The following is a 25,545-nucleotide window of genomic DNA, read 5'->3' as shown; positions in this document are numbered from 1 at the left end:
ACGTACTTGTCGAAGGCGTAGCCGCAGGCGATGCTCACCAGGGCGCTGACGGCGGCGCCGCCGACGGCGTACAGCAGGCTGTTGAGGTACCAGCGCCCGTAGATGCCCTTGTCCATGGCGAACAGGTCCTGCAGGTTCTTCAGCGGCGAGAACCCCTGCAGCGAAAGGATGTCACTGCCGAAGAGCGCGTCCCGGTCCTTCATCGCGGCGAGCACCAGCCACAACGCGGGAAGCAGGGTGTAGAGCACGGAGATCGCCACGCAGGCGTTGACGGCCGCGCGGCCGAGGAGCTTCGGCGGGTTCACGCGGTCACCTCCCGGGTGCGGTTGGTCCAGCGGGTGACGCCGTAGGACAGCGCGATCGTGCACGCCAGCAGGATCACCGACGCGGCCGCGGCGAGGCCGTAGTTGTTGCGGGTGAACGCGGCGTCGTAGATGTACATGCTCGGTGAGAACCGCGCGGTGATCATCGGCGTGGCTTGCGACAGCAGCATCGGCTCGGTGAACAGCTGCAGCGACCAGATCAGCGTGAACAGCACGACCATCACGATCGACGCGCGGATCATCGGCGTCTTGACCCACAGCGCGGTCCGGACGCCACCGGCGCCGTCCACTACGGCCGCTTCGATCACTTCGCGCGGCACGGCCTGCAGGGCGGCGTAGAAGACGACGACGTTGTAGCCGAGGTTGCTCCACAGCGCGATGTTCACCATCGCCGGGATGACGGTGTGGACGCCGAGGAAGTCCACCGTGATCCCGGCCTTGCCGAACAGGTCCACCACCGGGGACAGGCCGGGGATGTAGAGGTAGAGCCAGATGATCGCGGCGATGATGCCGGGCACCGCGTGCGGCAGGAACAGCGCGAGCCGCGCCGATCCGCGCAGCCGGGCGACGCCGGAGTCGAGCAGCAGGGCCAGGCCGAGGGAGCAGACGACCAGCAGCGGCAGGTACAGCAGGCAGTACAGCGCGACGACGCCGAGCCCGCTCAGGAACGTCGGGTCGGCGAGGACGGCGGCGTAGCTGCGCAGCCCGACGAAGATCGTGTGTTCGGGGCCGAAGCCGAGGCCCGGTTCGTCGGCGCCGAAGAAGCTCAGCCACAGCGCCGTTCCGGCTGGGATCAGGAAGACCACCACCAGCAGCACGAAGAACGGGGCCATCAGCACGGCGCAGGCGGTACCTTGCCGATGCCGCCTCCGGACGTGCGGTACCGGTGTTCTGGAAGCGCTTTCCGGACGCGCGAGTGTCGTCGTCATCGGTCTCCCTCAGCTGCTGTGCTCGGTGGTCGCCAGCCCCAGGGCGATCAGGTCCGGCATGGTGGCGCGCTGGGCGTCGCGGACGGCGTCGAGCAGGGTGCCCTGGCCGGCGCTCGCCCGGGCGAACCCGTCCTGCAGGACGCGCTGGGTCGCGCTCATCCGCGGTCCCCAGGTCCAGCCGTCGCGGATCTTCGCGGCCTCGGTCTCGAACAGCCGGTAGATGTCCTGGCCGCCGTAGTAGCGGCGGTCGAACGCCTTCCGCCCGACCTCGACCAGGCCGGGCGCGGCCGGGTACTGGCTGCTGGTGCCGCTGGACAGGCGGGCGCGCAGCGCGTCCGGGTGCGACACCTGCCATTCGATGAACTCCATCGCGGCTTCCGGGTGCGCGCTGTCACGCGTGACGGCGAACGTCGAACCACCGTGCGTCCCGACCGCCGGCCGCGCCGGATCCCACTGGGGCAGCGGCGCGATCGCCCACTTGCCCTTCTGCCCCGGCCGGGCCTTCATCTGCGCGCCGGCGTCCCAGGCGCCGCTGAGCCGGGCCAGCACGAGCCCCTGCCCGATCTGCGCGTCGCCTTGCCGGCCCGCGACGCCGTTGGCGAACACGAGGCCGTCGTCGATCAGGCCCTGCCAGTACCCGGCCACCCGGCGGGTGGCGGCGTCGGCGAGGGAGACGTTCCAGGCGCCGCCGGAGGTGTCGAACCACTGGGCGCCCGCCTGCCAGGACACCGCGGCGAACTGGGTAGCTCCGTCGGTCGCGAAAGCGACCAGGCGACGGCGGTCGTCACGGACCTTGCGAGCTACCTCGGTGAACTCGTCCCACGTGCGCGGCGGGCCGGAACCGTACTGGGCGAACAGATCGGTGCGGTAGTGCAGCACCATCGGCTCGACGTCCAGCGGCACGGTGAACACGCGCCCGGCGAACGTCGTCAGGCGCAACGCCTGCGGGAGGAGCTTGGCGCGCAGGCGAGCGGAGACGAGGCCGGTGATGTCCCGGGCCACCCCGTCGATGGCGAACCCGGGCACCTGCGGGTATTCGATGGTGGCGACGTCCGGTGCGTTGCCCGCGCGGACCGCGTTGCTCAGCTTCGCGTACCCGCCCTGGTCGCCGGACGGGATCTGCTGGAACACCACGTGGATCCGGTTCTGCGTCTTGTTGAACGCGTCGACCACCTGCTGGCTGCCGCGCAGGGCCGACCAGAACGTGATCCGGGTGGCGCCGCCCGGGGCATCCCCACCGGGACCCGAGCAGGCGGCCAGCGGGAAAGCGAGGCCCGCGGCGAGGATGGTCCGGCGGCTGGGCATCGATGCCTCCTGCGGGTCGCGGGCTCCACGCAGTCTGGGTTCCTGACCGAATTCCGGTCAAGAGCCCCCGCCAACTCGGTCAATCGATCAGTGGCCGGGTCGAGCCGCGAACCTTCAATTCCGGCAACACGGTGATCCGCCGCGGCGGCCGCACGGCCGGTTCACGCAGCCGCTCCAGCAGCAGTTCCGCGGCCAGCCGGCCGACCTCAGCCTTGGGTGGCGCGATCGCGGTCAGCGGCGTGCTGCCCAATGCGGCGACGACGTCGTCGTAGGCGACCACCGAACAGTCGCCGGGCACCTTGATCCCGGCCTCGGCCAGCTGCTGGACGAGCATCAGGGCGTCGACGTCGCCGTGCATGACCACGCCGGTCGCGGCCCGCTCCCGCAGGACGTCGGCGAGCGGGCGGAGATCGCGCGCGGGTTCCCGTCCGGCGCCCGGCGCGCTGAGCACCACGGTCCGGTCTTCGATCTCGGGCCGTCCGGCGCAGATGTCGGTGAACGCCGCACGGATCGCCCGCGCGGTCGGGCTGTCGTCGCGCGCGGCCAGGACGATCCGCCGGTGCCCGAGGGCCAGCAGGTGCGTTACAGCGAGGTGGACGCCGTACCAGTGGTCGGTGCACACGGAATCCCGGGCGTGCAACGCACTTCCGGGCCGTGGCCGCCGCTCCATCAGGACGACCGGGACGTCCGCGGCGGCCAGCCAGCCGTCGTCGGCCTCCTCGGTGACCGAGTTGCGCCAGCGCGGCGCGATGAGCACACCCCGGGCGTCGTCGGCGAGCAGCCGTTCGACGATCGTCCGTTCCGCCCCGGCCACCTGCGGCGCGGGGTGCAGCACGACGCGGACGTCGGCCTCCTCCAGCGCGGCACGGGCGCCGTGCAGCACCTCGGTCAGGTAGGCGTGCCGCTCGGGAACGACCAGCACCACCGGCCCGCGGCCGTCCGGCGCGGGTACCGGCTCGGACCGCCGCGGGACCAGCGACCGGACGACACCGTGGCCGCGCCGCACCCGGCCCGCCCTGGCCAGCTCCTCGACGTCCCGGCGCACGGTGATCACCGAGACGGCGAGCTCCGCGGCGAGTTCGGTGACCCGCGCCTGACCCCGCGCTTCGACGACGGCCAGGATCCGCCGCCGCCGGTCCGTTCCCGACTCCCGCATCTCGACCTCGTCCGCCGGCTGTTCGTTCGATCGGCTCCGCGGAGCATACGATCAGCCGGTGGCCCGGTCGAGCTTCGTTCACAGCATCGGCACCTGGGCCCGGTAGTGGTCGAGGTGGCCCACAGGCCGTCGAGGTTGCACAGGTCGCGGGTGGCCCGGGGTTTCAGCATCAGACCTCCTGAGTTTCCAGCCGGAGCCGCCACTGCCACGAGTAGCGGGTTCCGGCGAGCCGGTGGGCGGGGCGGGTGTCGGGGCCGAGCAGCGCGGTCCCGACGCCGCGGGTGCCGTGCTCCTGCGGCCGCACGTAGTGCATCGCGAGCTCGTCGATCGGCTCGGAGCCGGCCTTGGGCAAGACAACGAGTTGCCGCGAGTTGTCATGCCCGGCGGCCGCACAGCCGGAAGATCCGATTCGTCGCCTTTGTGTCCACAATAGACTCTATCGTCCCGGTGGCGGAACATCGCTTCGGCCGTCGCGAACCGGTGCGGGCAACTTGTGGCAACTCGTTGTGCCGGAAGCATTCTCCCTCAGACCATGGCGGCATGGTCGATTCGGCACGTCGCCCCCGCGCGGCGGACGTCAAGCGGATCCGACGCAGCACGCGACCGATCAAGGAGGATCCCATGCCGCTTTCCGAACCAGCCGGCGCCGCGGCGGCGACCGCCGAGCCCGCAGCCGGCCGCCAGGAGCAGCTTCCGGACGTGAGCCGGCGGTACATGGTCCTGCTCATGCTGGCGGGCATCGGCTCGTCGATGGCCTCGGTCGCGCCGTCGGCCTTCTCGCTCGCGATCCGGCTCCAGCAGATCGCCCCCGGGCGGGTGGAGGTGCTGGGCTACATCACCGGGCTGGGCGGCATCGTGTCCCTGCTGGCCGGCCCGATCGTCGGCACGCTGAGCGACCGCACCCGCTCGCGCTGGGGCCGCCGACTCCCGTACCTCGTCGTGGGCACGCTGGTCGGCCTGGTGGCCCAGCTCATCATGGGGTTCGCCGGGAACATCCTGGTCCTCGGAGCCGGCTGGCTGGTCGCGGTCCTCGGCTACGGCGCCGTCGGGCACGGGATCGGCAGCCTGCAGGCCGACAAGCTGCCCGAACACCAGCGCGGCAAGGTGTCCGGGCTGACCGGGATGGCCCAGATGCTCGCCCCGGTGCTGGGCATCGGGCTGGCCACCTCCGTGGTCGGCAGCCCGGTCCTGGTGTTCCTGCTCCCCGGGCTCGTCGGCTTGAGCCTCGGCCTCCCGCTGTGGTTCTGGGCCGCGGACACCGACAGCCGGCAGCTCCCGCTGCCGGCGGAACCGCTGACCGCGGCGAGCATGTTCCGGAAGCTGCTGTTCAGCCCGCGCCGCCACCCCGACTTCGCCTGGAACGGCGTGGGCCGGTTCGTCTTCTACTTCGGGATGACCTTCAACACGACCTACATGACCTTCTTCGTCGCTCAGCACCAGAAGACCGACGTCACGGCCATCGGCGGGCTCGTGGCCGCCCTAGCCGGCGCCGGGCTCGTCGCCACGGCGGCCGGCGCGTTCGGCGGCGGCCTGCTGTCCGACCGGCTGCACCGGCGCCGGCTGTTCGTGCTGCTCGGCGGTGCGGTGTTCGCGAGCGGCGCGGTGCTGATGGTGACCTCGGGCAGCGTGGCCGGACTGATCGCGGGCTCGGCGCTGACCAACCTGGGTCTCGGCGTGTTCGCCGCCGTCGACCAGGCCATCGTGCTGGACGTGCTGCCCAGCCGCGCCGAAGCGGGCCGCTACCTCGGGATCATCAACTACGCCCAGCAGATCCCGCACGCCCTCGCGCCGCTCGCGGCCGGCGGCCTGATGGCGGTCGGCGCCGCCGGCGGAACCCGGAACTACGACCTGCTCTACCTGGTGGGCGGCGCCCTCACCCTCGCCGGCGGCCTGATCATCATGACCAAGGTAAGGACGAGCCGGTGAACCGCGAAGCCCGCTACCCCTGCGAAGACGCCGGCCTCGCCTCGGAGAACCGGATCGCAGACCTGACCGGACGGCTGACCGTCGAGAGGACAAGGTGGGGCTGCTGCACCCGCAGACGGCCGTGGGCGACCCGGAACGCCCCCCGATCGGTACGGCCGCAAGGCCGCGGCGGCGCACGTGCGCGAAAGCCGGATCACGCACCTGCTCGCGCAGGGCGCGGCGGCCGACGGCCGGGAGTTCGCGCAGTGGCACAACCAGGTGCAGCGGATCGCCCTCGAACACCCGCTGCGCATCCCGGTCACGCTGTCCGGCGATCCCGGCACTCCGCCTTCGGCAGCCTGCTCACCGCGAACCGGTCGGGCAGTTTCTCCCGCTGGCCCGAACCCCTCGGCCTGGCCACCGCCGGCTCACCGGAGCTGGCGGAGGAGTTCGGCGACGTCGTCCGGTGCGAGGTGCTGTTCGGGCAGGACGCCGACCCGAGGGCACACTGCCGTTCGACCTGCCGTCGTCGATGCGGGCGGTCGAAGCCGGCCGGACGGACGTCCCGTTCGACACCGCTGACCCGCTCTTCCGATGCGGCTGGGGCCTGCGATACCCGCGGCGCTAGGGGGACGGCGACCTCACGCGCCGTCGAGGAGTTCGGCCAGCGTGGCCAGCGCCTGCCGGGCTCTCGCCAGCCGGGCGGGGTCGTCGCCGACGGCGGCGGCGAGCGCGCCGTCGATTTCCGCGGGCGGGCGCGACCGGGTCCGGCGCAGGGCCGCTTCCGTGGGCCGGACCAGGGTCCGGCGCCCGTCCGCGGGATCGGCGACCGTCTCGACGACGTCGTTTTCGCGCAGCTGGGCCACGCACGCCGAGACCTGGCTTTGCGGCAGCTCGACCCGGGCGGTGACCTCGGAGATCGAGCTGCCCGGGTTGTCGAAGATGTCGGACACGATGGCCCGGGTCGAGCCGCGCAGCCTGCCGAACTCGTCGTCCGGCATCGCGCGCACCCCGATCTTCATCAGCCGGCGGCCCAGTTGGTACAGCTCGAACGCGTTCATCGCCCCAGACTACATCACACTAGATATATCTAATTAGATCTATTACCGTGGACCGCGTGCTGATCCCGTTGCTGACCGCTCACGTCCGCCCGCACCGGCGTGCCGTGGCGGTGGTCGCGCTCGTCCAGCTGGTGCAGACGATCGCCGCCCTCGCCCTGCCGGACCTGAGCGCGGACATCATCGACAACGGTGTCCTGCCGGGAAACACCGGCCACATCTGGTTCGCGGGGTCCCTGATGACCGTGGCCGCACTGGTGCAACTGGCCTGCGGCATCGCAGCGGCCCGCCTCGGCGCGCGGATCGCCACCGGCCTGGCCGCCGACCTGCGCGGCGCGCAGGTCGAACGGATCCAGGCCTTCTCGACGCGGGAACTGACGAGCTTCGGTGCCCCGTCGCTGATCACCCGGGTCACCAACGACGTCCAGCAGATCCAGACCCTGGTCCAGACCGTCCTCACCTTCATGGTCACCGCGCCGCTGATGTGCGCCGGCGGCATCGTGTTCGCGGTCGCCCAGGACCGGCGGCTGTCCCTGCTGCTCATGGTGATCGCCCCGGTGCTGGCCACGGTGACCTGGCTGGTCACCCGACGGATGGTCCCGGCCTCGCGGGTACTGCAGACGACGATCGACACGGTGAACCGCGTCCTGCGCGAGCAGATCACCGGGCTGCGCGTGATCCGGGCCTTCGGGCGCGAAGACCAAGAACACGCCCGCTTCGCCGCGGCCAACGAACGGCTGACCGGCGTGTCCCTGGGGATCGGCAAGCTGATGGCGCTGATCGTGCCGGCGGTCACCGCCGTCGCCGGTGTGTCGGGCGTGGCGGTGGTCTGGTTCGGCGCGCAGCGGGTGGACAGCGGCGCGATCGGGCCGGGAGCGCTGACCGCGTTCCTCGGCTACCTGCTCCAGATCCTCGGCGCGGCCATCATGGCGACCTACCTGCTGCGGCAGCTGCCTCGCGCGCAGGTCAGCGCCCGCCGGGTGGCCGAGGTGCTGAACACCGAAAGCAGCCTGGCCCCACCCGCGCAGCCGGTGCGGACGCTGCCGCGCCCCGGCCGGGTCGAGTTCCGCGACGTGAGCTTCCGCTACCCGGGCGCCGAAGCGGCGGTGCTCGACGACGTCGCCTTCACCGCCGAGCCGGGCCGGACGACCGCGCTCATCGGCAGCACCGGCAGCGGCAAGAGCACCACGCTGTCCCTGATCCCCCGGCTGGCCGACCCGAGCGGCGGAGCGGTGCTCGTCGGCGGGGTGGACGTCCGCCGGCTCGACCCCGCCGTGCTCGCCCGGACCGTCGCCTACGTGCCGCAGCGGCCGTACCTGTTCTCCGGCACGATCGCCACCAACCTCCGGCTCGGCCGCTCCGACGCCTCCGACGAGGAACTCTGGTGGGCATTGGAAACCGCCCAGGCCGCCGAGTTCGTGACCGCGCTGCCGCTCGGCCTGGACACCCCGGTCGCCCAGGGCGGCACCACGTTCTCCGGCGGGCAGCGCCAGCGGCTGGCGATCGCCCGCGCGCTCGCCGTCCGGCCCGCCGTGTACCTGTTCGACGATTCGTTCTCCGCGCTCGACCAAGTCACCGACGCGCGGCTGCGCGCCGCGCTGGCCACCGAGACCGCCGGCGCGACGGTCGTCGTCGTCGCCCAGCGCGTCGCGACCATCCGCCACGCCGACCGGATCGTCGTCCTCGACGAGGGCCGGGTGGCCGGGCAGGGCACGCACCGGCACCTGATGGCGGAGTGCCCGGTGTACCGGGAGATCGTGCTGTCCCAGCCCGGCGAAGCGGAGGCGGCGTGAAGAACGGTACGGCCCGGCGCCTCGGGCGGCTGCTGATCCGCGATCCGCGGCTGCCGACCGGCATGGCGGTCACCGGGCTGGTCGGCGTCCTGTTGACCGCCGCCGGGCCGTGGCTGCTCGGGCAGGCCACGAACCTCGTCATCGCCGGGGCCGCTGGCCACCGGCTGGACTTCCCGGCGATCGGGCGGGTGCTCCTCGCCGCCACCGGCGCCTACGCGGGCGCCGGGCTGTGCGCCGTGCTCCAGGGCCGCCTCGCCAACACCGCAGCGCAGCGCGTCCTGATGACGTTGCGCAACCAGGTCGAAACCAAGATCGCCCGGCTGCCGCTCGGCTATTTCGACAGCCGGCCGCGGGGTGAGATCCTCAGCCGCGTCACCAACGACATCGACAATGTCGGCGTTGCGCTGCAACAGGTCTTCGGCCAGTTCGTCATCCCGCTGCTGTCGATCATCGGCATGCTCGCGGTGATGTTCGCGATCTCCTGGCCGCTCGCGCTCATCGCGCTCGTGACCGCGCCGGTGTCGGTCGCGGTGGCCGGGTGGCTCGGCCGGCGGGCCCGGCCGGGGTTCCGCGCGCAGTGGCGGGAGACCGGCTGGCTCAACGCCCAGGTCGAGGAGATGATCACCGGCCACGCGCTGCTCAAGGCGTTCGGCCGCGAGGAGCAGGCCAAGGCCGAGTTCGCCGGGCACAACACCCGGGTCGCCGAGGCCACCTTCGCCGCGCAGTCCCGGGCGAACACGCTCCAGCCGGCGATGACGTTCCTGGCCAACCTGCACTACGTCCTCATCGCGGTGGCCGGCGGCTTCCGCGTGGCCACCGGCGCGCTGACCGTCGGGGACATCCAGGCGTTCATCCAGTACTCCCGCCAGTACAGCCAGCCCTTCTCCTACCTCGCCAGCATGGTCGGCACGGTCCAGTCGGGCATCGCTTCCGGCGACCGCGTGTTCGAACTCCTCGACGCCGCCGAAGAGCCGCCGGACCGGCCGGCTCCGGCGCCGGCGGAACCGACCTCCGGCCGCGTCGAGTTCCGGCACGTGCGGTTCCGCTACCGGGCGGACGAGCCGCTCATCGAGGACCTGTCCCTGCTGGCCGAGCCCGGTCACACGGTCGCGATCGTCGGTCCCACCGGCGCGGGCAAGACCACGCTGGTCAACCTGCTCATGCGCTTCTACGAACTCGACGCGGGACGCATCCTCCTCGACGGCACCGACATCACGGGGATGTCCCGAGCCAGCCTGCGCGCCGGCATCGGCATGGTGCTGCAGGACACTTGGCTGTTCCAGGGCACGGTCGCGGAGAACATCGCCTACGGCGCCGAGACCGCGACCGAGGACCAGGTCGTCGCGGCCGCGAAGGCCGCGCACGCCGACTGGTTCATCCGCACGCTCCCGAACGGCTACGACACCGTCGTCGACGACGAAGGGGGCGCCGCGCTCAGCGCCGGGGAGAAGCAGCTGCTCACCATCGCACGCGCGTTCCTCGCCGATCCCCCGATCCTGGTCCTCGACGAAGCGACCAGCTCCGTCGACACCCGGACCGAAGCGCTGGTCCAGCAGGCGATGTCCCGTCTGCGCGAGGGCCGCACGGCCTTCGTCATCGCGCACCGGCTGTCCACGATCCGGGACGCCGACACCATCGTCGTCATGGCGCACGGCGCCATCGCCGAGCAGGGCACCCACGACAGCCTGCTGGCCGACGGCGGCCTCTACGCCCAGCTGTACCAGGCGCAGTTCGCCGCCGACCACGAAGGAATCGCACGGTGACAACGAAACGATGGAGACGATGACAGATTCGACGGCGAGGAACTTCTTCCGGGACCCGGCGCTGGCGGCGGACCCGTACCCGTACTTCGACGCGCTGCGCGAACAGTGCCCGGTGCGGCGCGAACCCCATCACGGCGTGACGATGGTGACCGGCTACGACGAGGCGGTCGAGGTCCTGCACGACGCCACGACGTTTTCATCGTGCAACTCGGTGACCGGCCCCTTCCCCGGCTTCCCGGTGCCCCTCGAAGGCGACGACGTGACCGAGCTGATCGAACAGCACCGCCACCGGCTCCCGATGAGCGACCAGCTGCCGACCCTCGATCCCCCGGTGCACACCGACCACCGGGCGCTGCTGATGCGGCTGATCACGCCGAAGCGGCTGAAGGAGAACGAGGAGTTCATGTGGTCCTTCGCCGACAGCGTGCTGGATCCGCTGCTCGCGCGCGGGGAGGGCGACTTCATCGCCGAGTACGCCGGCCCGTTCACCCTGTTCGTGATCGCGGACCTGCTGGGCGTGCCGCCGGAGGACCAGCAGGAGTTCGCCGAGGCGCTGCGGCACCGGCCGTCCGGCGACGGCGGCATCGGCAGCACCAGCTCGGAGAGTCTGCGTCACAACCCGCTGGAATTCCTGTACGAGCGGTTCACGGCTTACGTCGAAGACCGGCGCCGCGAGCCGCGGGAGGACGTCCTGACCGGCCTGACGACCGCGACCTTCCCCGACGGCTCGACTCCCGCGGTGACCGACGTGGTGCGCGTCGCGGCCAACCTGTTCTCCGCCGGACAGGAGACCACCGTCCGGTTGCTGAGCACCTCGCTCAAGGTGCTGGCCGAGCGGCCCGACCTCCAGCGGCAGGTGCGCGAGGACCGCAGCCTCCTCGCCAACTTCATCGAAGAGGCGCTGCGCACGGAGAGCCCGATCAAGGGGGACTTCCGGCTCGCGAAGGTCCCGACGACGATCGGCGGGGTGGACATCCCGGCCGGTGCCACGGTCATGGTGCTCAACGGCGCCGCCAACCGCGACCCGCGCCGGTTCGAGGAGCCGGGGACGTTCGACCCGCGGCGCCGCAACGCCCGCCAGCACATCGCGTTCGGTCGCGGGATCCACAGCTGTCCCGGCGCGCCGCTGGCCCGCGCCGAGACCCGGATCAGCCTCGAGCGGCTGCTCGACCGCACCACCGACATCCGGGTCAGCGAGCGCGTGCACGGCCCGGCCGGCGCCCGCCGCTACCGGTACCTGCCCACGTTCGTGCTGCGCGGCCTGACCGAGCTGCACCTCGAATTCACGCCCGCAGAGAAGGAGACCCGATGAAGATCGCCATCGACCAGGATCGCTGCCGGGGACACGGGTTCTGCTGGACGATCTGCCCCGAGGTGTTCGACCTCAACGACGACGGCTACGCCGAGGTGCGCACCGAGGACGTGCCCGCCGAATTCGCCGACGCGGTCCGCTCGGCCGCGAACAGCTGTCCCGAACGCGCCATCGAGGTCGACTGACCGTTGCCGGCCGGGCCCGGGCCCGGCCGGCACGTGTTCGGTTCCTCTTCCCTGCCGTCCGGGCCATTCCGGGTCAGCAGTCTTCGGCGAGCTGACGCGGAAACGAGCCCGTCCGTCGAGTGGAGGAGCACACAAGCGCGGAGACAACGCCTTCTGAAAGCGCTTCCAGTGATTAGGAAACCCACTGCCGTGGTGGATGTCAAGGTGCAATCAGCGGCGAACCTACTCAGCTTGTCACGCGGAGCGGCCGACGACGGTCACGGGCCGCCACGCGCCGCAGTCGACGCGCGGACCACCGGTGCGGACCGGAACAGAACCTCCCGGTGGCGGTGATCCGGAGCCGCCTTGCCGAGCAGAAGCTCCGCCGCCGCGTGGCCGAGCCGGCAGGTCGGGAAGCTACGCCCGATGGCCGCACGAGATCAACGTCCGGCATTCGGAACCGGCTCGAGTGGATGCGTGCCCGACGAGGACCGCTCGGAGCAGCGGCCTTGTCAGAACGGAAAACTCTGCGCTACCTTGCACTGCGGGAGCGCTCCCAGGTCGACGGTGAGCCCCCTTCTCAAGTCGCCTCTGCGGAGAGCGGCACATTCTCGATGATTTTGTCAGCGTGAACACTTCAGGTAGCCAACGGAGGCACCTATGTCCCACGTCAGAATCTCCCTCGCCCTGGCCTCTCTCCTCGGAGGCGTGCTGCTGACCGCCCCGAATGCCTTCGCGGGCGCGGAAGCTTCGTGGACCGCCACGGCGAGCTATCCGAACCCGGGCCGGGTCACCGGCGACGTGGGCGTGCACGACCCCTCGGTCGTCAAGCGATCGGACGGCAGCTACCTGGTGGCCCACACCGGCGACGGCATCGCGCTGAAGACCTCCCCCGACCGGATCGCCTTCCGCAACGCCGGCGTCGCGTTCCCCGGCGGCACGCCGTGGGCGAACACCTACACTGGCAACAGCCGTACTCTGTGGGCCCCGGACGTCTCCTTCCACAATGGCCAGTACTACCTGTACTACGCGGCCTCGACGTTCGACTCGAACCGGTCGGCGATCTTCCTGGCCACGAGCGCGAGCGGAAACTCCGGCACCTGGACGCACCGCGGCCTGGTGATCGAGTCGCGGGCATCCGACAACTTCAACGCCATCGACCCGAACCTGGTCGTGGACGGCCAGGGCCGCTGGTGGCTGGCCTTCGGCTCGTTCTGGTCGGGCATCAAGATGATCCCCCTCGATCCGGCCACCGGTCTCCGGCAAAGCGGAAGCGGCGTCACGGCCGTCGCAGGACGCAACGGCGGCGCGATCGAGGCGCCGTTCATCGTCAAGCGGGGTCAGTACTACTACCAGTACGTCTCGTTCGACTACTGCTGCCGTGGCGCGCGGAGCACCTATCGCATCATGGTCGGCCGCTCGACGACCATCACCGGCCCCTACGCCGACCGCAGTGGCGTGCCGATGAATTCCGGCGGCGGCACCGAGGTGCTCGCCGGACACGGCAGCATCCACGGGCCCGGCCACGAGGCCGTGCTCGCCGACACCGACGGCGATGTGCTCTTCTACCACTACTACACCGACAGCGGCGCTTCGCTGCTGGGCACCAACCGTCTCGCCTACGACGCCTCCGGCTGGCCGGCTGTCCTCTGAGGACAGTCAGATACCGGCTGGAGGCTCCCACGGTGCTTCGAGGGCGGCTCGAAGCGCGCTGACGGTGGTTGTGCCGATGCGCTCGCCGAGCACGGCCTCGAAGCGCTGCTGGAGCTGCTGCGGACATGAGCCACGCGAGCCACCCGTTGCACGGCCACATCCGCGGTTGTGCGCCCTGGCCGGCTCCTTGACGTCCTGGCGCACGGCTCCCGGCGGCTTCGAGGGCCGCGACTGCCTCAGCGAACGGAAACCGGTGGGTCACCGCCGATCGAACGGCTGATCCCGCGAGAACTGACTCACTCTTCGCGCGGCCCCATACGGAACTGCGGCGCGCGATCGCGAGCCCTCCCATCGGCGTCAGGTCGAGCTGCGCCGCACGAGCAGCGGTCCACCGGCGTCGATCGGAGGTTCGATCTCCTGTCCCGACAGTGCGGCCACGATCGCTTCGGCCCGTCGGCGGCCCGCCTCGTGGACGTCGAAGCGGATCGTGCTGAGCGGCGGGGCGGCCAGCTTCGCCGTGGGGATGTCGTCGACCCCGATCACGGCCAGCTCCGTAGGCACGGCAATGCCCTGCTCGCGCACACCGGCCAGGACCGCGATCGCGGTTTCGTCGTTGTAGGCGCACACGCCCGTGACACCGCTCGCGCGCCACCGTGCCACCGCCCGGCTCGCGTCGGCAATTTCCAGGCCGATCTCCTCGACCACCGACGGGTCGATGCCGGCGGCGGCGCACGCGCCGGTGACCCCGGCGAGACGGGCATCGGCCATCGCGCGCAGCCCGGGATGGGCCGGCATGGCGTACCCCAGCCTGCGGTGCCCGAGGCCGATGAGGTGCTCCGCCTGCAGAGCTCCGGCCAGTTCCATCGCCTCGTCGACACCGACCCGCGGATCCGGCAGGGGCAGCACGACCTCGGCGCCCGCACGGTGCAGGGCGTCCGCCGTCTCGGTGTCGAAGGGACTCAACCCGACGACCGCGGAAGCGTTCACGGTCGCGCACACGTCCGGCAGCGGCCGGCCGCGCGCGCCCGCGAGGTGGGTGATCAGGGTGAGCCCGTGCTCGGCCAGCGCCCCGGCGAGTTCCTCGACGAAGCGGCTGGTGCCCGGGCCGAGCCGGGCGTCCGGAATGGACAGCAGGACGAGCTCGCTGCGCCCGGCGGCGAGGGTGCGGGCCGACGCGTGCGGGCGGTAGTCCAGGCGCCGGGCCGCCTCCAGCACGCGCTGCCGGGTCTCCTCCGGGATGGACTGACCCGGCCGGTTGTTGAGCACGAAGCTCACAGTCGTGCGCGAGACCCCGGCCGCGCGAGCGACGTCCTCGCTGGTGCTGCGTCTGCTCGATCGCGTCATGGGCCTCTCACCGATCACTGGGTGTGCCGGACGGCACGACATGCAGATATAGCGCGCGTTAGTTACTCATCGGCACTCACCCACCACGCCGTTACCTATTCGTGATGCGCACACGTCTTGCCTCACAACGTGCTGGCAGCGTGTACTAACGCGCGTTGGTAACGCGCGTTTGCAAAGGAGCTCGCCGATGGTGTTTCCCGACGGGTTCCTCTGGGGCACGGCTACGGCCGGTCACCAGGTCGAGGGCAACAACACCGCCAGCGACTTCTGGCCCCTGGAGCACGCGCCCGGCTCCCGGTTCGCCGAGCCGAGCGGGGACGCCTGCGACCACTACCGGCTCTACCGCCAGGACATCGCGCTGCTCAAGGAGCTCGGCTTCACCAGCTACCGCTTCTCCATCGAGTGGTCGCGGGTCGAGCCGGAACCTGGCTTCGTGTCCCGGGCGGCGATCGAGCACTACCGCGACGTCCTGACCGCCTGCCACGAGTCCGGCCTGACCCCGATGGTGACGCTGCACCACTTCACCAGCCCGAAGTGGCTGCCGGACCTCGGCGGCTGGGAGAGCGACGAGACCCCGGAGCGGTTTGCGGCCCACTGCCGCGTGGTGATGGCCGAACTGGGTTCGCTCATCCCCTACGCGGTGACGATCAACGAGGCCAACATCGCGGTCCTGACCCGCCGGATGCTCGCCGACCGGCCGGCGCCGGAAGCGACCGAGCAGGCGCCGGTCGGCGCGGACATCGCGGACTCGCTGCTCGGCGCCGACCTGCCGAACGTGTTCCTGTTCGCCTTCGGCGACGCCGGTCCCGCGATTGCCCGGCGGGCACACGTGCTGGCCCGGCAGGCGATCCGGGAGGCCAGCCCGGCGACCAAGGTCGGCGTCACCCTCGCCCTGCAGGACTACCAACCTGAGCCCGGTGAAGAGGAGACCGCTCGCCTGCGGTGGGCGGAGACGTTCGACGACTTCCTGCCCTCGATCGACGGCGACGACTTCCTCGGCGTGCAGAACTACACCCGGGTGCGGCTCGGGGGGACCGCGGAAGCGGAGGTCGAGCGGACCCAGATGGGGTACGAGTTCTACCCCCAGGCACTGGAGAACGTGCTCCGGAAAGCCGCTGCCGCGAGGTTGCCGTTGATCGTCACCGAGAACGGCGTCGCCAGCGCCGACGACACCCGGCGGGTGGAGTTCATCCGCCAGGCCACCGAAGGGGTGCATCGCTGCCTGGCGGACGGTGTCGACGTGCGCGGCTACTTCTACTGGTCCGCTTTGGACAACTACGAGTGGATGTTCGGCTACCGGCCGAAGTTCGGCCTCATCGCGGTCGACCGGGCGACCCAGCGGCGGACGATCAAGGACAGCGCGCACTTCCTGGGCGCCATCGCCAAGCGCAACTCACTCACCTGAGAAGGGTATCCATGCTGAAACCCCGCACCACCGCCACCCGCGAGCTCGTCAACCTCGACGGGCTCTGGGACTTCGCCACCGACGCGCAGGCCGGTCCGCAGCCCTGGTCTTCCCCGCTGGGCATGGGTCTCGAGGTAGCGGTGCCGTCGAGCTACAACGACCTGTTCGTCGATCCCGGGATTCGGGACCACGTCGGCTGGGTGTGGTACCAGCGCACCGTTCGCGTGCCGCGAGGCTGGGCCGGTGAGCGTGTCCTGGTGCGCGTGGACGCGGCCACGCACGCCGGACGGGTCTACACCGGTGACACACTGGTGGCCGAACACCAAGGCGGCTACACCCCGTTCGACGCCGACGTCACGGATTTGGTCGTGCCAGGCGAGGAGTTCCGGCTGACGATCGGGGTGAGCAACGAGCTCACGAACGTCACCATCCCACCGGGCAGCATCACGGTCGGCCAGGACGGCCGCCGCCGTCAGAAGTACCTGCACGACTTCTACAACTACGCGGGCCTGGCCCGGTCGGTGTGGCTCTACAGCGTGCCGCGGACCCGGATCACCGACCTCACCGTCGTGACCGATGTGGACGGTGCGGCGGGCACGGTGGACTACAGCGTCGAGACGTCGGCGGCCGCCGAGGTCCGGGTCCGCCTTCGCGACGAGACCGGCGCTGTGGTTGCCACCGGCGAAGGTGCGAACGGACGGCTCCGGGTCGAAGACGCCATGCTCTGGCGGCCGGGTGCGGCCTACCTCTACCGGCTCGAGGCGGAGCTGGCCGACGGCGACACCCTGCTCGACAGCTACCCGCTCGATGTCGGCATCCGGACGGTCGAGGTACGCGGGACGCAGTTCCTGATCAACGGCGAGCCGTTCTACTTCACCGGTTTCGGCAAGCACGAGGACTCCCCGATCCGGGGCAAGGGACACGATGACGCCTACCTCGTGCACGACTTCCAGCTCCTGGACTGGATCGGTGCCAACTCGTTCCGGACCTCGCACTACCCCTATGCCGAGGAGGTCATCGAGTTTGCCGACCGGCACGGCATCGTCGTGGTCGACGAAACCGCGGCAGTGGGCCTCAACCTGGCCGTAACCGGCGGGCTGACCGGCGTGGGAACGAAACCGACATTCTCCCCCGAAACCTTCGGCGACGACACGCGAGCCGCGCATGCCCAGCACATCCGGGAACTCGTGGCGCGCGACAAGAACCACCCCAGCGTGGTCATGTGGTGCCTGGCCAACGAACCCGCCTCCCACGAGGACGGCGCCCGGAAGTACTTCGAACCGCTCGTCTCGCTCCTCCGGTCCCTCGACCCGACCCGGCCGATCACCTACAGCGTCGTCATGTTCGCCACCTACCGGAACGACAAGATCGCCGACCTGTTCGACGTGCTGAGCCTCAACCGCTACTACGGGTGGTACCTGGACAACGGCGACCTCGCGAGCGCGGAGCAGAAGCTGGAGGCCGAGCTGCGCGGCTGGGCCGAGCAATACGGCAAACCGATCATCATGTCCGAGTACGGCGCCGACGCCATGCCCGGGGTGAGGTCGGTGTGGGACGTCCCGTGGACCGAGGACTACCAGCAAGCCTTCCTCGCGATGTGCCACCGCGTGTTCGACCGGATCGAAGCGGTCACCGGCGAACACGTCTGGAACTTCGCCGACTTCGCCACCGGTCCCGGCATCCATCGGGTCGACGGCAACAAGAAGGGCATCTTCACCCGCGACCGCAAACCGAAATCGGCAGCTCACGAGCTGCGCGCGCGCTGGTGCGGGCCCGCCGGCACAAGGCGGCGGCCGCAATGAGCCACCCGGTTCGCGAGATCCGCAGTGTCCTGGCGACGGTCATGTTCGGCGACGAAGAGATCGGCCGGCTGCGGCAAGCCTTCGCACCGGCGGACTTCGTCCACGTCCAGCCCTGGGACGCCGACGGGATCGCGGCCGCGCTCGAGCATGCGGACGTGGCCGTGATCGTGGGTGATCTCGACGACCGGCACCTCGCCGCACCCCGGCTGCGCTGGATCCACTGCGACCACTCGGGACTCACCCGGTCCGCGCGGCCCGAGGTGTTCGAACGCGGCCTGCTCGTCACCGGGTCCGCGGGCCGATCCGCACCCGCGCTGGCTCAGCACGCGTTCTACTTCGCACTCGCGCTCACCTTCGACACACGCGGGCTGTTGGACGTCCAAGACGCGCACCAGTGGCGTCCGCCACCCGGCTACGAGAAGCGGCTTTCGTTGTGGGGCAAGACGCTCGGCATCATCGGGTTCGGCCACACGGGACGGGAGATGGCACGGCTGGGCAAGGCGTTCGGGATGCGAGTCATCGCCTACCGCCGCAGCGCGGGTGAAGCGACGGCGGACGTGGACCTCCTGCTGTCGGCCGACCGCGGCGACAGCATGGACCGGCTCGTGGCCGAGTCGGACGTGATCATGCTCGCGACCCAGCTGACCGACGCCACGCACCACCTGTTCTCGACCGCCGAGTTCGCCAGGATGAAGAGCACCGCCTTCATCGTCAACATGGCACGTGGCCCGGTCATCGATCAGGACGCCCTGGTGAAAGCCCTGCACTCCGGTGAGATCGCCGGCGCGGGCCTCGACGTCACCGACCCCGAGCCGCTGCCACCGGACTCGGCACTCTGGGACGCACCCAACGTCCTGCTCACGCCCCACATGACCCCGGCGCTGCCGGACCGCACTCAACGCTCGATTGACATCATCGCCGAAAACGCCCGGCGTTACCGCGCCGGAGAACCACTGCTGAACGCGCTGACCGAGCGCGACCTCTACACGCACCACCGGCGTCCCTGATCACAAAGGTGTGATTCCCATGCATGTTCTTTCGCGCAAGGCGCGGTGGGCCGCCGCGGTGGCCGTTGCCGCTCTGGTGCCGGTCTCCTCGTGCGGCACCTCCGAGTCCTCGTCCGGCGGTGCCACGCTCACGCTCGGCGTGCAGGCCCCGCCCAATTCCCTGGACCCGGTTCAGCTGCTCGAAGGTCAGCAGATGTACCTCTGGTCGTCGATCTACGACACGCTGCTCTACAGCGACAACAACGCGGTCCTCCAGCCCAACGCCGCCGAGAGCTGGCAGTACTCCGGCGACGCCCGGACGCTCACGCTGAAGCTGCGGGCCGGGATGAAGTTCAGCTCGGGCACCCCGGTGACCGCGGCGGCGGTGAAGACGACCCTCGACCGCACGAAGACGACGCCGGGCCCGCTGCAGAGCAACCTCGACGCCGTGGGGTCGGTCGAAGCCCCGGACGACCGCACGGTGGTCCTGCAGCTCACCCACCCCGACCCGAACCTGCTCGGCTCGCTGGCGCAGGGCAACGGCGTCATCGGCGACCCGGCGACGCTCACCACCCCGCGCACCGCGCTCGACCCGGTGGGTTCCGGGCCGTACACGCTGGATCACCAGGCCACGGTCAACGGCTCGAAGTACGTGCTGCACCGCCGCGACGACTACTGGAACGCCGCCGCGTACCCAGCCAAGACGGTCACGATCCGGGTGATTCCCGACCGCACGGCCCTGTTCAACGCCCTGCTGGCCGGCGAGGTGGACGCCGGCTCGGTCGACGCGAGCCAGGCACCGGCCGCGCAGAAGGCCGGGCTGGCCCTCAAGCGCGTCGACGGCGTCGCGGTCGGGGAATTCGTCCTGGCCGACCGGGCCGGCAAGCTGGTTCCGGCGCTGGCCGACGTCCGAGTGCGCCGCGCGATCAACATGGCGTTCGACCGTGGGAAGATCGTCGGCAAGATTCTCGGTGGTCTCGGTCAGCCCACCACCCAGGTCTTCAACCCCAAGTCGCCCGCGTACGTCCCGGCCCTCAACGACCGATATCCCTACGACCCGGCCGGCGCCCGCAAGCTCATCGCCGAGGCCGGCTACGGCGGCGGCTTCAGCCTTACGATCCCGGCGAATGTGGTTTCCCAGCTGGTCCAGCCGACGATCACGCAGGCGCTGGCCGACATCGGCATCACGGCAAGCTGGAAGCCGGTCCCGCCGCAGGACAGCACCCAGACCGGCGAATACCCGGTGTACTTCAACATCGCCGGCAGCGTCGCGGCACCGCGGACCGTCAACTCGAAGCTGGCCCCGACGGGGTCGACGAACCCCTTCAAGAGCCAGGCTCCCGACCTGACCGCGCTGATCGACAGGGCAGCGGCCACGACGGACCAGAACCAGGCAGCCGACGTCTACCGGCAGATCAACACCTACGTGGTCGACAACGCCTGGTTCGCCCCGCTGTTCACCACCAGCACCAACTGGGTGACCCGCTCGAAGATCACTTACCTGGGCACCGGCGCCAACCCGCTCTCGACTCTGAGGACCTTCGATGTCGGAAAGTGATGCGAGGCCGCTCGTTCTGCTGAACTCACTGGGCACCACGAACGCGCTCTGGGACGACGTCGCTCCACTACTGGCGAAGTCTTTCGACGTGGTGCGGTTCGACCAGCGCGGCCACGGAACCGCCGCGGCGGCCCCGCCGGCCACGCGGCTCGACGACCTCGTCGACGACCTGTTCGATGTCCTGGACCGGCTCGACGTGGAGTTCGCCCACCTGGCTGGGATCTCGATCGGCGGCATGATCGCGCTCCGGGCCGCGAGCCGCGAGCCGGACCGGGTTCTTTCCCTGACGGCGATGTGCTGTGCCGCCGTCCTGGACCGGCAGAGCTGGCTCGAGCGCGCGGCGACCGTTCGAGAGCGTGGCCTGGAGCCGATCGTGCCCGCTGTCATGGCGCGGTGGTTCACACCGGAGTTCCGGGGCCGCCGGCCCGACGTCGTGCGAACGTACGAAGACATGCTGCGGTCCACGCCGCCCGAAGGCTACGCGATGGGATGCGACGTGCTCGCCGACGCCGACGTCCGCGGCGACCTGGCCGCGATCAAGGCGCCCACCCTGGTGATCGGCGGGGCCGCGGATCCGGCCACCCCGCCGCCGGAACAACGCGCCATCGCCGGTGCCATCGCCCACGCCCGGCTGGAGATCCTGCCGGACGTGGGTCACCTCGCGCCGGTGGCCGCACCGGAGACGGTGGCGAAACTCGTACTCGACAACGCGAAGAGGAGTGCCTGACGTGGACATCGGTTTCATCGGCACGGGGGTGATGGGCCGCCCGATGGCGGCCAACCTCGCCGCGGCGGGACATCGGCTGACCGTTCACCGCGACACCCCGGCCGCCCGGGAAGCACTCGGGGACACCGTGCGGTACGCGGCATCCGCGGCGGACGCCACCCGAGGCAGCGAAGCCGTCGTCCTGATGCTGCCGGACACCCCGGACGTCGAAAAGGTCATGGGCGAGGTCATCGGCGTGCTGCGGCCGGGCACGCTCGTCATCGACATGAGCTCGATCTCGCCGGCCGCGGAACGGGGCCTCGCGGAGAAGGTGGCCGGCGCGGGCGGCGCCTACCTCGACGCGCCGGTCTCCGGTGGCGAGATCGGCGCCCGGGACGGCACCCTCTCGATCATGGTCGGCGGCGCGGCGGAAGCGGTCGAACGAGCCCGGCCGATCTTCGAGGTGCTCGGCGCACGCATCTCGCACATCGGGCCGTCCGGCGCCGGGCAGGTGGCGAAAATCGCGAACCAGGTCGTCGTGGGCGTGACCATCGAGGCGGTCGCGGAGGCACTGCACCTGGCCGAAGCCTCCGACGTGGACCCCCTGGCGGTCCACAGTGCTCTGATGGGCGGGTTCGCCGCCTCGCGAGTGCTCGAGGTGCACGGGCTGCGGATGATCAAGGGCGAGTACGAGCCGGGGTTCCGCATCCGGCTGCACCGCAAGGACCTGCGGCTCGCCGCGGAAGCCGCCGAAGATCTCGGCACGGCGTTGCCGGGAGCGAGCCTGGTGCACGGCCTCCTGGGCACCGCCGTCGAGACCGGCCTCGGCGACCACGACCACTCCGCCCTCCGGCTCCTGCGCGACGAACGAGCGGGCTGATGCCGTGCTCGCCTACATCGCGCGGCGCCTCGCGACGGGCCTGGTGCTCGCCGTCCTGGTCACCCTCATCACCTTCCTGCTGCTGAGCACCTCGTTCGACCGGGTCGCCGCAGCCGTTCTCGGCCCGGCCGCCACCCCGGAGGCCATCGGGCCGATGAAGGAGCGGCTGGGCCTCGACCGCCCGGTGCTGGTCCAGTACTTCGAGTGGCTCGCCCACACGGTGCGCGGCGACTTCGGCACGTCCTACTTCACCAGCGAGGACGTCGTGCACGCGGTGACCGGGCGGCTCGGCGTCACGCTGTCGATCATCCTCGTCGCCCTGCTGATCAGCGTCGTGGTCAGCGTGACGCTCGGGGTGCTGTCCGCCACCCGAGGCGGCATCGCCGACCGGCTCGCGCAGGGCCTGTCGCTGATCGGTCACCTGGTGCCCGGGCTGCTGATCGCCATCGGGCTGGTGTTCCTGCTGGCGATCAACCTGAAGCTGCTGCCCGCCACCGGGTACACCCCCTTCGCGGAGGACCCCGGCCGGTGGGCGGCGACGATCACCATCCCGGTGATCGTGCTGGTCGTCAACGGTATCGCGAACATGACGGCGCAGATCCGCGGCAGCATGATCGACGAGCTCCGCAAAGACTACGTGCGCACGCTGCGGTCACGGGGCATCCCCACCCGCTCGGTCGTCTACCGCCACGCGCTGCGCAACGCCGCCGGGCCGGCCCTGACCGTGCTGTCCCTGGAGTTCCTGCAGATGTTCGGGGCCGCACTCATCATCGAGAACGTCTTCGCGCTACCCGGCTTCGGCTCGTACGCGTTCAACGCGTCCCTGCAGGGCGACGTCCCGATCATCATGGGCGTCACCGTGTTCGGCGTCCTCATGGTCGTCAGCCTCAACCTCGTGGCCGACCTTGTGAACGGCTGGCTCAACCCCAAAGCGAGGCTCCATTGAGACGACTCCGGAAGGACCCGCAGGCCCTGATCACCGGGGCGCTGCTGCTCGTGATCGTGGTCCTCGGTGCACTGGCTCCCCTGCTGGCCGGACACGGACCCAACGACTCTTCCCTCGACGCGGTCAACGCCGCCGGCGGCACGCCGGGCTACCCGCTGGGCGCGGACGGCAGCGGGCGGGACATCGCGGCGCGGCTGCTGTTCTCGATCCGCACCAGCGCGGTGTCGGCGATCGTGGCGACGACTGTGGCGCTCGTGGTCGGCGTGACCTTCGGGCTGGTCGGCGGGTACTTCGGCCGCCGGATCCGCGGACTCACCGAGTGGGTGTTCAGCCTGATCATGACCTTCCCGGGCATCCTGTTGCTGGTCGTGCTGATGCCGGTGACGGGCGGCGACTACCGCGTCACGATGGCGATCTTCGGCGTCCTGCTCTCCCCCGCCATCTACCGGCTGGTGCGCAACCTGGTCCTCGGCGTGCGCAACGAGCTCTACGTCGACGCCGCCAGGGTGTCGGGGCTGCCGGTGCGGCGCATCCTCCTCCGCCACGTGCTGGTCGTCGTGCGCGGCCCGATCGTCATCGCCACCGCGTTCCTCATGGGCTCGGCCATCGGCGTGCAGTCGGGGCTGGCGTTCCTTGGCGTCGGCTCGAACACTGTGCCGAGCTTCGGCGCCATGATCTCGGAAGGGTTCCGCAACCTCTACGTCGATCCCTGGCAGTTCGCCTGGCCCGCCTTCCTGCTCGGCATCATCACCGCTTCGCTGGTGCTGCTGGGCAACGCGCTGCGCGACGCGCTCGAAGGTGCCCGTCCCAAGCCGGTGAAGGTGGCGGCTCCGGCCCGCCGGGTACCCGAGGCCGGCGAGCCGACCGGCGACCTGCTGGCCGTCCACGACCTCGCCATCGCCTACCCGACGCCGTCCGGAGAGCTCCGCGAAGTGGTGAACGGGGTCTCTCTCACCGTCGCCGCGGGCGAAACCGTCGGGGTGGCGGGAGAGTCGGGTTCCGGCAAGACCCAGACCGCCTTCGCGGTGCTCGGCCTGCTGCCCGCCGAGGCCGTCGTCACCCGGGGGTCGGTGCGGCTGAACGGACGCGAGCTGCTGGAGCTGGGCGAACGCGAGCTGTGCAGCGTGCGCGGGCGGTCGATCGCCTACGTCCCGCAGGAGCCGATGGCCAACCTCGATCCGTCGTTCACCGTGGGCGCCCAGCTCGTCGAAGGGGTCCGGGCGTCGTGCGGTGTGGCGCGCCGCGAGGCGAAGGAACGCGTCCTCGCGTTGCTGGCCAGGGTCGGCATCCAGGACCCGGAACGCACCTTCCGCAGCTATCCGCACCAGATCTCCGGCGGCATGGCGCAGCGCGTGCTGATCGCCGGAGCGGTCGCCAGCGAGCCCGAGCTGCTCATCGCGGACGAGCCCACGACGGCGCTCGACGTGACCGTCCAGGCCGAGATCCTCGACCTGCTGCGCGACCTGCAGCGCGAGTCCGGGATGGCCGTGCTGCTCGTGACGCACAACTTCGGCGTCGTCGCCGACATCTGCGACCGCGTCGTGGTCATGCGCCGGGGCGAGGTCGTCGAGACCGACACGACGCCGACCGTCCTCCACGAGCCGGCGCACCCGTACACCCGCACCCTGCTGGAGTCCATTTTGGATGGCAGCGCACTACGCACCGATCCTCCGATCGCGGCCACCACGCGAAGGGAACCGTGATGACGGCGCCTCTCCTCGACGTCGAAGAACTTCGCGTCAGCTACCCCCTCAGGGGGTTCCGCGCGCGGCCGGTCGAAGTGCTGCACGGCGTCAGCCTGACCATTGCCGAAGGCGAAACCCTCGGCGTGGTGGGCGAGTCCGGCTCCGGCAAGACCACGATCGGCCGGGCCGTGCTCGGGCTCACCGCCCCCACCGGCGGCGCGATCCGATTCGCCGGCACGAACATCACCCACGCCGCGGCCAAGCAGCGTCGCGCACTGGCCCGTGACCTCCAGGTGGTTTTCCAGGACCCGTACACCTCGCTCAACCCGTCGCTGACCATCGGCGAGATCCTGAGCGAACCACTCGTGGTGCACGGGATACCCGCCAAGGACGCACGGATCCGCGTCCGGACGCTGCTCGACCAGGTCGGGCTCCCGGCTGACGCCGCAGAACGGCTCCCCCGCGAGTTCAGCGGCGGTCAGCGGCAGCGCGTCGCCATCGCACGCGCCTTGGCCCCGCGGCCGAAACTGATCGTCTGCGACGAGCCGGTCTCCGCACTGGACCTGACGACCCAGGCCCGCGTCCTCGACCTGCTCATCGACATCCAGCGCCGGACCGGGGTGGCCTACCTGTTCGTGTCCCACGACCTCGCAGTCGTGCGCCACGTGAGCCACCGCGTCGCCGTCGTCTACCGCGGCGACATCGTCGAAACCGGCCCGGCGGCCATGGTCACATCCGAGCCCGAACATCCCTACACCCGTCAGCTGCTGCTCGCCGCTCCCGTCCCCGACCCGGTCGAACAGGCGAAACGCCGGGCCGAACGGCGTCGGCTGCGGGAGGCACAGCCGGTGCACGCCAACGTCTGAAGGAGA

Annotated in this window: 21 protein-coding genes and 1 pseudogene; 15 read left to right on the top strand and 7 right to left on the bottom strand. The window is 70.7% G+C overall.

What is annotated here, in order from left to right:
* The 5 genes and pseudogenes from AB0G28_RS13280 to AB0G28_RS13260 form a co-directional block, all read right to left on the bottom strand.
* Positions 1-305, bottom strand: a pseudogene (locus AB0G28_RS13280) (carbohydrate ABC transporter permease); the annotation flags it as partial.
* The gene (locus AB0G28_RS13275) at positions 302-1,156 is read right to left on the bottom strand and encodes a sugar ABC transporter permease (protein ID WP_361087471.1); all 855 of its coding nucleotides are present in this window, start codon (positions 1,154-1,156) and stop codon (positions 302-304) included. The gene AB0G28_RS13275 and the pseudogene AB0G28_RS13280, both read right to left, overlap by 4 nt.
* 105 nt (positions 1,157-1,261) lie before the next feature.
* Complete coding sequence (locus tag AB0G28_RS13270) at positions 1,262-2,557, bottom strand: sugar ABC transporter substrate-binding protein (protein ID WP_361087450.1); 1,296 nt, start codon at positions 2,555-2,557, stop codon at positions 1,262-1,264.
* A 79-nt stretch (positions 2,558-2,636) separates the two neighbouring features.
* Positions 2,637-3,713 carry a substrate-binding domain-containing protein gene (locus AB0G28_RS13265; protein WP_361087447.1) on the bottom strand — a complete coding sequence of 359 codons (1,077 nt, stop codon included), beginning with the start codon at positions 3,711-3,713 and terminating at the stop codon, positions 2,637-2,639.
* A gap of 169 nt (positions 3,714-3,882) precedes the next feature.
* Positions 3,883-4,065, bottom strand: a complete 183-nt coding sequence (locus tag AB0G28_RS13260) for a hypothetical protein (protein ID WP_361087444.1) — start codon at positions 4,063-4,065, stop codon at positions 3,883-3,885.
* Positions 4,066-4,334: 269 nt separating this feature from the next.
* Here AB0G28_RS13260 and AB0G28_RS13255 point away from each other — a divergent pair, with 269 nt between their 5' ends.
* Positions 4,335-5,639, top strand: coding sequence for an MFS transporter (locus AB0G28_RS13255; protein ID WP_361087441.1), 1,305 nt, complete (start codon positions 4,335-4,337; stop codon positions 5,637-5,639).
* A gap of 620 nt (positions 5,640-6,259) precedes the next feature.
* Here AB0G28_RS13255 and AB0G28_RS13250 read toward each other — a convergent pair.
* Positions 6,260-6,679: a MarR family transcriptional regulator gene (locus AB0G28_RS13250; RefSeq protein WP_361087439.1), complete on the bottom strand. Its 420-nt coding sequence runs from the start codon at positions 6,677-6,679 to the stop codon at positions 6,260-6,262.
* Positions 6,680-6,735: 56 nt separating this feature from the next.
* Here AB0G28_RS13250 and AB0G28_RS13245 point away from each other — a divergent pair, with 56 nt between their 5' ends.
* From AB0G28_RS13245 to AB0G28_RS13225, 5 genes are all read left to right on the top strand, one after another.
* Positions 6,736-8,469, top strand: coding sequence for an ABC transporter ATP-binding protein (locus tag AB0G28_RS13245; RefSeq protein WP_361087436.1), 1,734 nt, complete (start codon positions 6,736-6,738; stop codon positions 8,467-8,469).
* Positions 8,466-10,232 carry an ABC transporter ATP-binding protein gene (locus tag AB0G28_RS13240; protein ID WP_361087433.1) on the top strand — a complete coding sequence of 589 codons (1,767 nt, stop codon included), beginning with the start codon at positions 8,466-8,468 and terminating at the stop codon, positions 10,230-10,232. The genes AB0G28_RS13245 and AB0G28_RS13240 overlap by 4 nt, the downstream gene beginning before the upstream one ends.
* 19 nt (positions 10,233-10,251) lie before the next feature.
* Entirely contained in the window at positions 10,252-11,544 is a 1,293-nt protein-coding gene (locus tag AB0G28_RS13235; RefSeq protein ID WP_361087430.1) for a cytochrome P450, read from the top strand.
* Entirely contained in the window at positions 11,541-11,729 is a 189-nt protein-coding gene (locus AB0G28_RS13230) for a ferredoxin (protein WP_361087427.1), read from the top strand. Before AB0G28_RS13235 ends, AB0G28_RS13230 begins: the two co-directional genes overlap by 4 nt.
* Positions 11,730-12,368: 639 nt before the next feature.
* Positions 12,369-13,361 carry an arabinan endo-1,5-alpha-L-arabinosidase gene (locus tag AB0G28_RS13225; protein WP_361087424.1) on the top strand — a complete coding sequence of 331 codons (993 nt, stop codon included), beginning with the start codon at positions 12,369-12,371 and terminating at the stop codon, positions 13,359-13,361.
* A gap of 357 nt (positions 13,362-13,718) precedes the next feature.
* On the opposite strand, the gene AB0G28_RS13220 is transcribed toward AB0G28_RS13225, so the two are convergent.
* A complete protein-coding gene (locus AB0G28_RS13220; RefSeq protein WP_361087421.1) occupies positions 13,719-14,705 on the bottom strand; it encodes a LacI family DNA-binding transcriptional regulator in 987 nt (328 codons plus the stop codon).
* A gap of 187 nt (positions 14,706-14,892) precedes the next feature.
* Here AB0G28_RS13220 and AB0G28_RS13215 point away from each other — a divergent pair, with 187 nt between their 5' ends.
* The 9 genes from AB0G28_RS13215 to AB0G28_RS13175 are packed head-to-tail and all read left to right on the top strand — an operon-like array spanning position 14,893 to position 25,539.
* Positions 14,893-16,110, top strand: coding sequence for a family 1 glycosylhydrolase (locus AB0G28_RS13215; protein WP_361087418.1), 1,218 nt, complete (start codon positions 14,893-14,895; stop codon positions 16,108-16,110).
* 11 nt (positions 16,111-16,121) lie between these two features.
* Positions 16,122-17,912: a beta-glucuronidase gene (uidA, locus tag AB0G28_RS13210; protein ID WP_361087415.1), complete on the top strand. Its 1,791-nt coding sequence runs from the start codon at positions 16,122-16,124 to the stop codon at positions 17,910-17,912.
* Positions 17,909-18,919 (top strand): D-2-hydroxyacid dehydrogenase, encoded by a 1,011-nt coding sequence (locus AB0G28_RS13205; protein WP_361087413.1) that lies wholly within the window; start codon positions 17,909-17,911, stop codon positions 18,917-18,919. The genes uidA and AB0G28_RS13205 overlap by 4 nt, the downstream gene beginning before the upstream one ends.
* 19 nt (positions 18,920-18,938) lie before the next feature.
* Positions 18,939-20,456 (top strand): ABC transporter substrate-binding protein, encoded by a 1,518-nt coding sequence (locus AB0G28_RS13200; RefSeq protein WP_361087410.1) that lies wholly within the window; start codon positions 18,939-18,941, stop codon positions 20,454-20,456.
* Complete coding sequence (locus AB0G28_RS13195; RefSeq protein ID WP_361087407.1) at positions 20,443-21,183, top strand: alpha/beta fold hydrolase; 741 nt, start codon at positions 20,443-20,445, stop codon at positions 21,181-21,183. The genes AB0G28_RS13200 and AB0G28_RS13195 overlap by 14 nt, the downstream gene beginning before the upstream one ends.
* Positions 21,068-22,042, top strand: a complete 975-nt coding sequence (locus AB0G28_RS13190) for an NAD(P)-dependent oxidoreductase (protein ID WP_361087404.1) — start codon at positions 21,068-21,070, stop codon at positions 22,040-22,042. Before AB0G28_RS13195 ends, AB0G28_RS13190 begins: the two co-directional genes overlap by 116 nt.
* Before the next feature lie 4 nt (positions 22,043-22,046).
* Entirely contained in the window at positions 22,047-22,988 is a 942-nt protein-coding gene (locus AB0G28_RS13185; protein WP_361087401.1) for an ABC transporter permease, read from the top strand.
* The gene (locus tag AB0G28_RS13180) at positions 22,985-24,691 is read left to right on the top strand and encodes a dipeptide/oligopeptide/nickel ABC transporter permease/ATP-binding protein (protein WP_361087398.1); all 1,707 of its coding nucleotides are present in this window, start codon (positions 22,985-22,987) and stop codon (positions 24,689-24,691) included. The genes AB0G28_RS13185 and AB0G28_RS13180 overlap by 4 nt, the downstream gene beginning before the upstream one ends.
* Positions 24,691-25,539, top strand: coding sequence for an ATP-binding cassette domain-containing protein (locus AB0G28_RS13175; RefSeq protein ID WP_361087395.1), 849 nt, complete (start codon positions 24,691-24,693; stop codon positions 25,537-25,539). Before AB0G28_RS13180 ends, AB0G28_RS13175 begins: the two co-directional genes overlap by 1 nt.
* Positions 25,540-25,545: the final 6 nt, after the last annotated feature.

Origin of the sequence: Amycolatopsis sp. NPDC021455 (assembly GCF_040640995.1) — a bacterium.
GTDB lineage: Bacteria > Actinomycetota > Actinomycetes > Mycobacteriales > Pseudonocardiaceae > Amycolatopsis.
The sequence above is the reverse complement of the archived record's forward strand: the minus strand, read 5'-3'. Positions and strand labels throughout refer to the sequence as shown.

Bases quoted from the DNA above. Each gene is read 5' to 3' on its own strand.
- AB0G28_RS13205 (WP_361087413.1), top strand. From the start codon at position 17,909: ATGAGCCACCCGGTTCGCGAGATCCGCAGTGTCCTGGCGACGGTCATG.
- AB0G28_RS13255 (WP_361087441.1), top strand. From the start codon at position 4,335: ATGCCGCTTTCCGAACCAGCCGGCGCCGCGGCGGCGACCGCCGAGCCC.
- AB0G28_RS13230 (WP_361087427.1), top strand. From the start codon at position 11,541: ATGAAGATCGCCATCGACCAGGATCGCTGCCGGGGACACGGGTTCTGC.
- AB0G28_RS13215 (WP_361087418.1), top strand. From the start codon at position 14,893: ATGGTGTTTCCCGACGGGTTCCTCTGGGGCACGGCTACGGCCGGTCAC.
- AB0G28_RS13275 (WP_361087471.1), bottom strand. From the start codon at position 1,156: ATGGCCCCGTTCTTCGTGCTGCTGGTGGTGGTCTTCCTGATCCCAGCC.
- AB0G28_RS13175 (WP_361087395.1), top strand. From the start codon at position 24,691: ATGACGGCGCCTCTCCTCGACGTCGAAGAACTTCGCGTCAGCTACCCC.
- AB0G28_RS13220 (WP_361087421.1), bottom strand. From the start codon at position 14,705: ATGACGCGATCGAGCAGACGCAGCACCAGCGAGGACGTCGCTCGCGCG.
- AB0G28_RS13235 (WP_361087430.1), top strand. From the start codon at position 10,252: ATGACAGATTCGACGGCGAGGAACTTCTTCCGGGACCCGGCGCTGGCG.
- uidA (WP_361087415.1), top strand. From the start codon at position 16,122: ATGCTGAAACCCCGCACCACCGCCACCCGCGAGCTCGTCAACCTCGAC.
- AB0G28_RS13265 (WP_361087447.1), bottom strand. From the start codon at position 3,713: ATGCGGGAGTCGGGAACGGACCGGCGGCGGCGGATCCTGGCCGTCGTC.
- AB0G28_RS13270 (WP_361087450.1), bottom strand. From the start codon at position 2,557: ATGCCCAGCCGCCGGACCATCCTCGCCGCGGGCCTCGCTTTCCCGCTG.
- AB0G28_RS13250 (WP_361087439.1), bottom strand. From the start codon at position 6,679: ATGAACGCGTTCGAGCTGTACCAACTGGGCCGCCGGCTGATGAAGATC.
- AB0G28_RS13200 (WP_361087410.1), top strand. From the start codon at position 18,939: ATGCATGTTCTTTCGCGCAAGGCGCGGTGGGCCGCCGCGGTGGCCGTT.
- AB0G28_RS13195 (WP_361087407.1), top strand. From the start codon at position 20,443: ATGTCGGAAAGTGATGCGAGGCCGCTCGTTCTGCTGAACTCACTGGGC.
- AB0G28_RS13225 (WP_361087424.1), top strand. From the start codon at position 12,369: ATGTCCCACGTCAGAATCTCCCTCGCCCTGGCCTCTCTCCTCGGAGGC.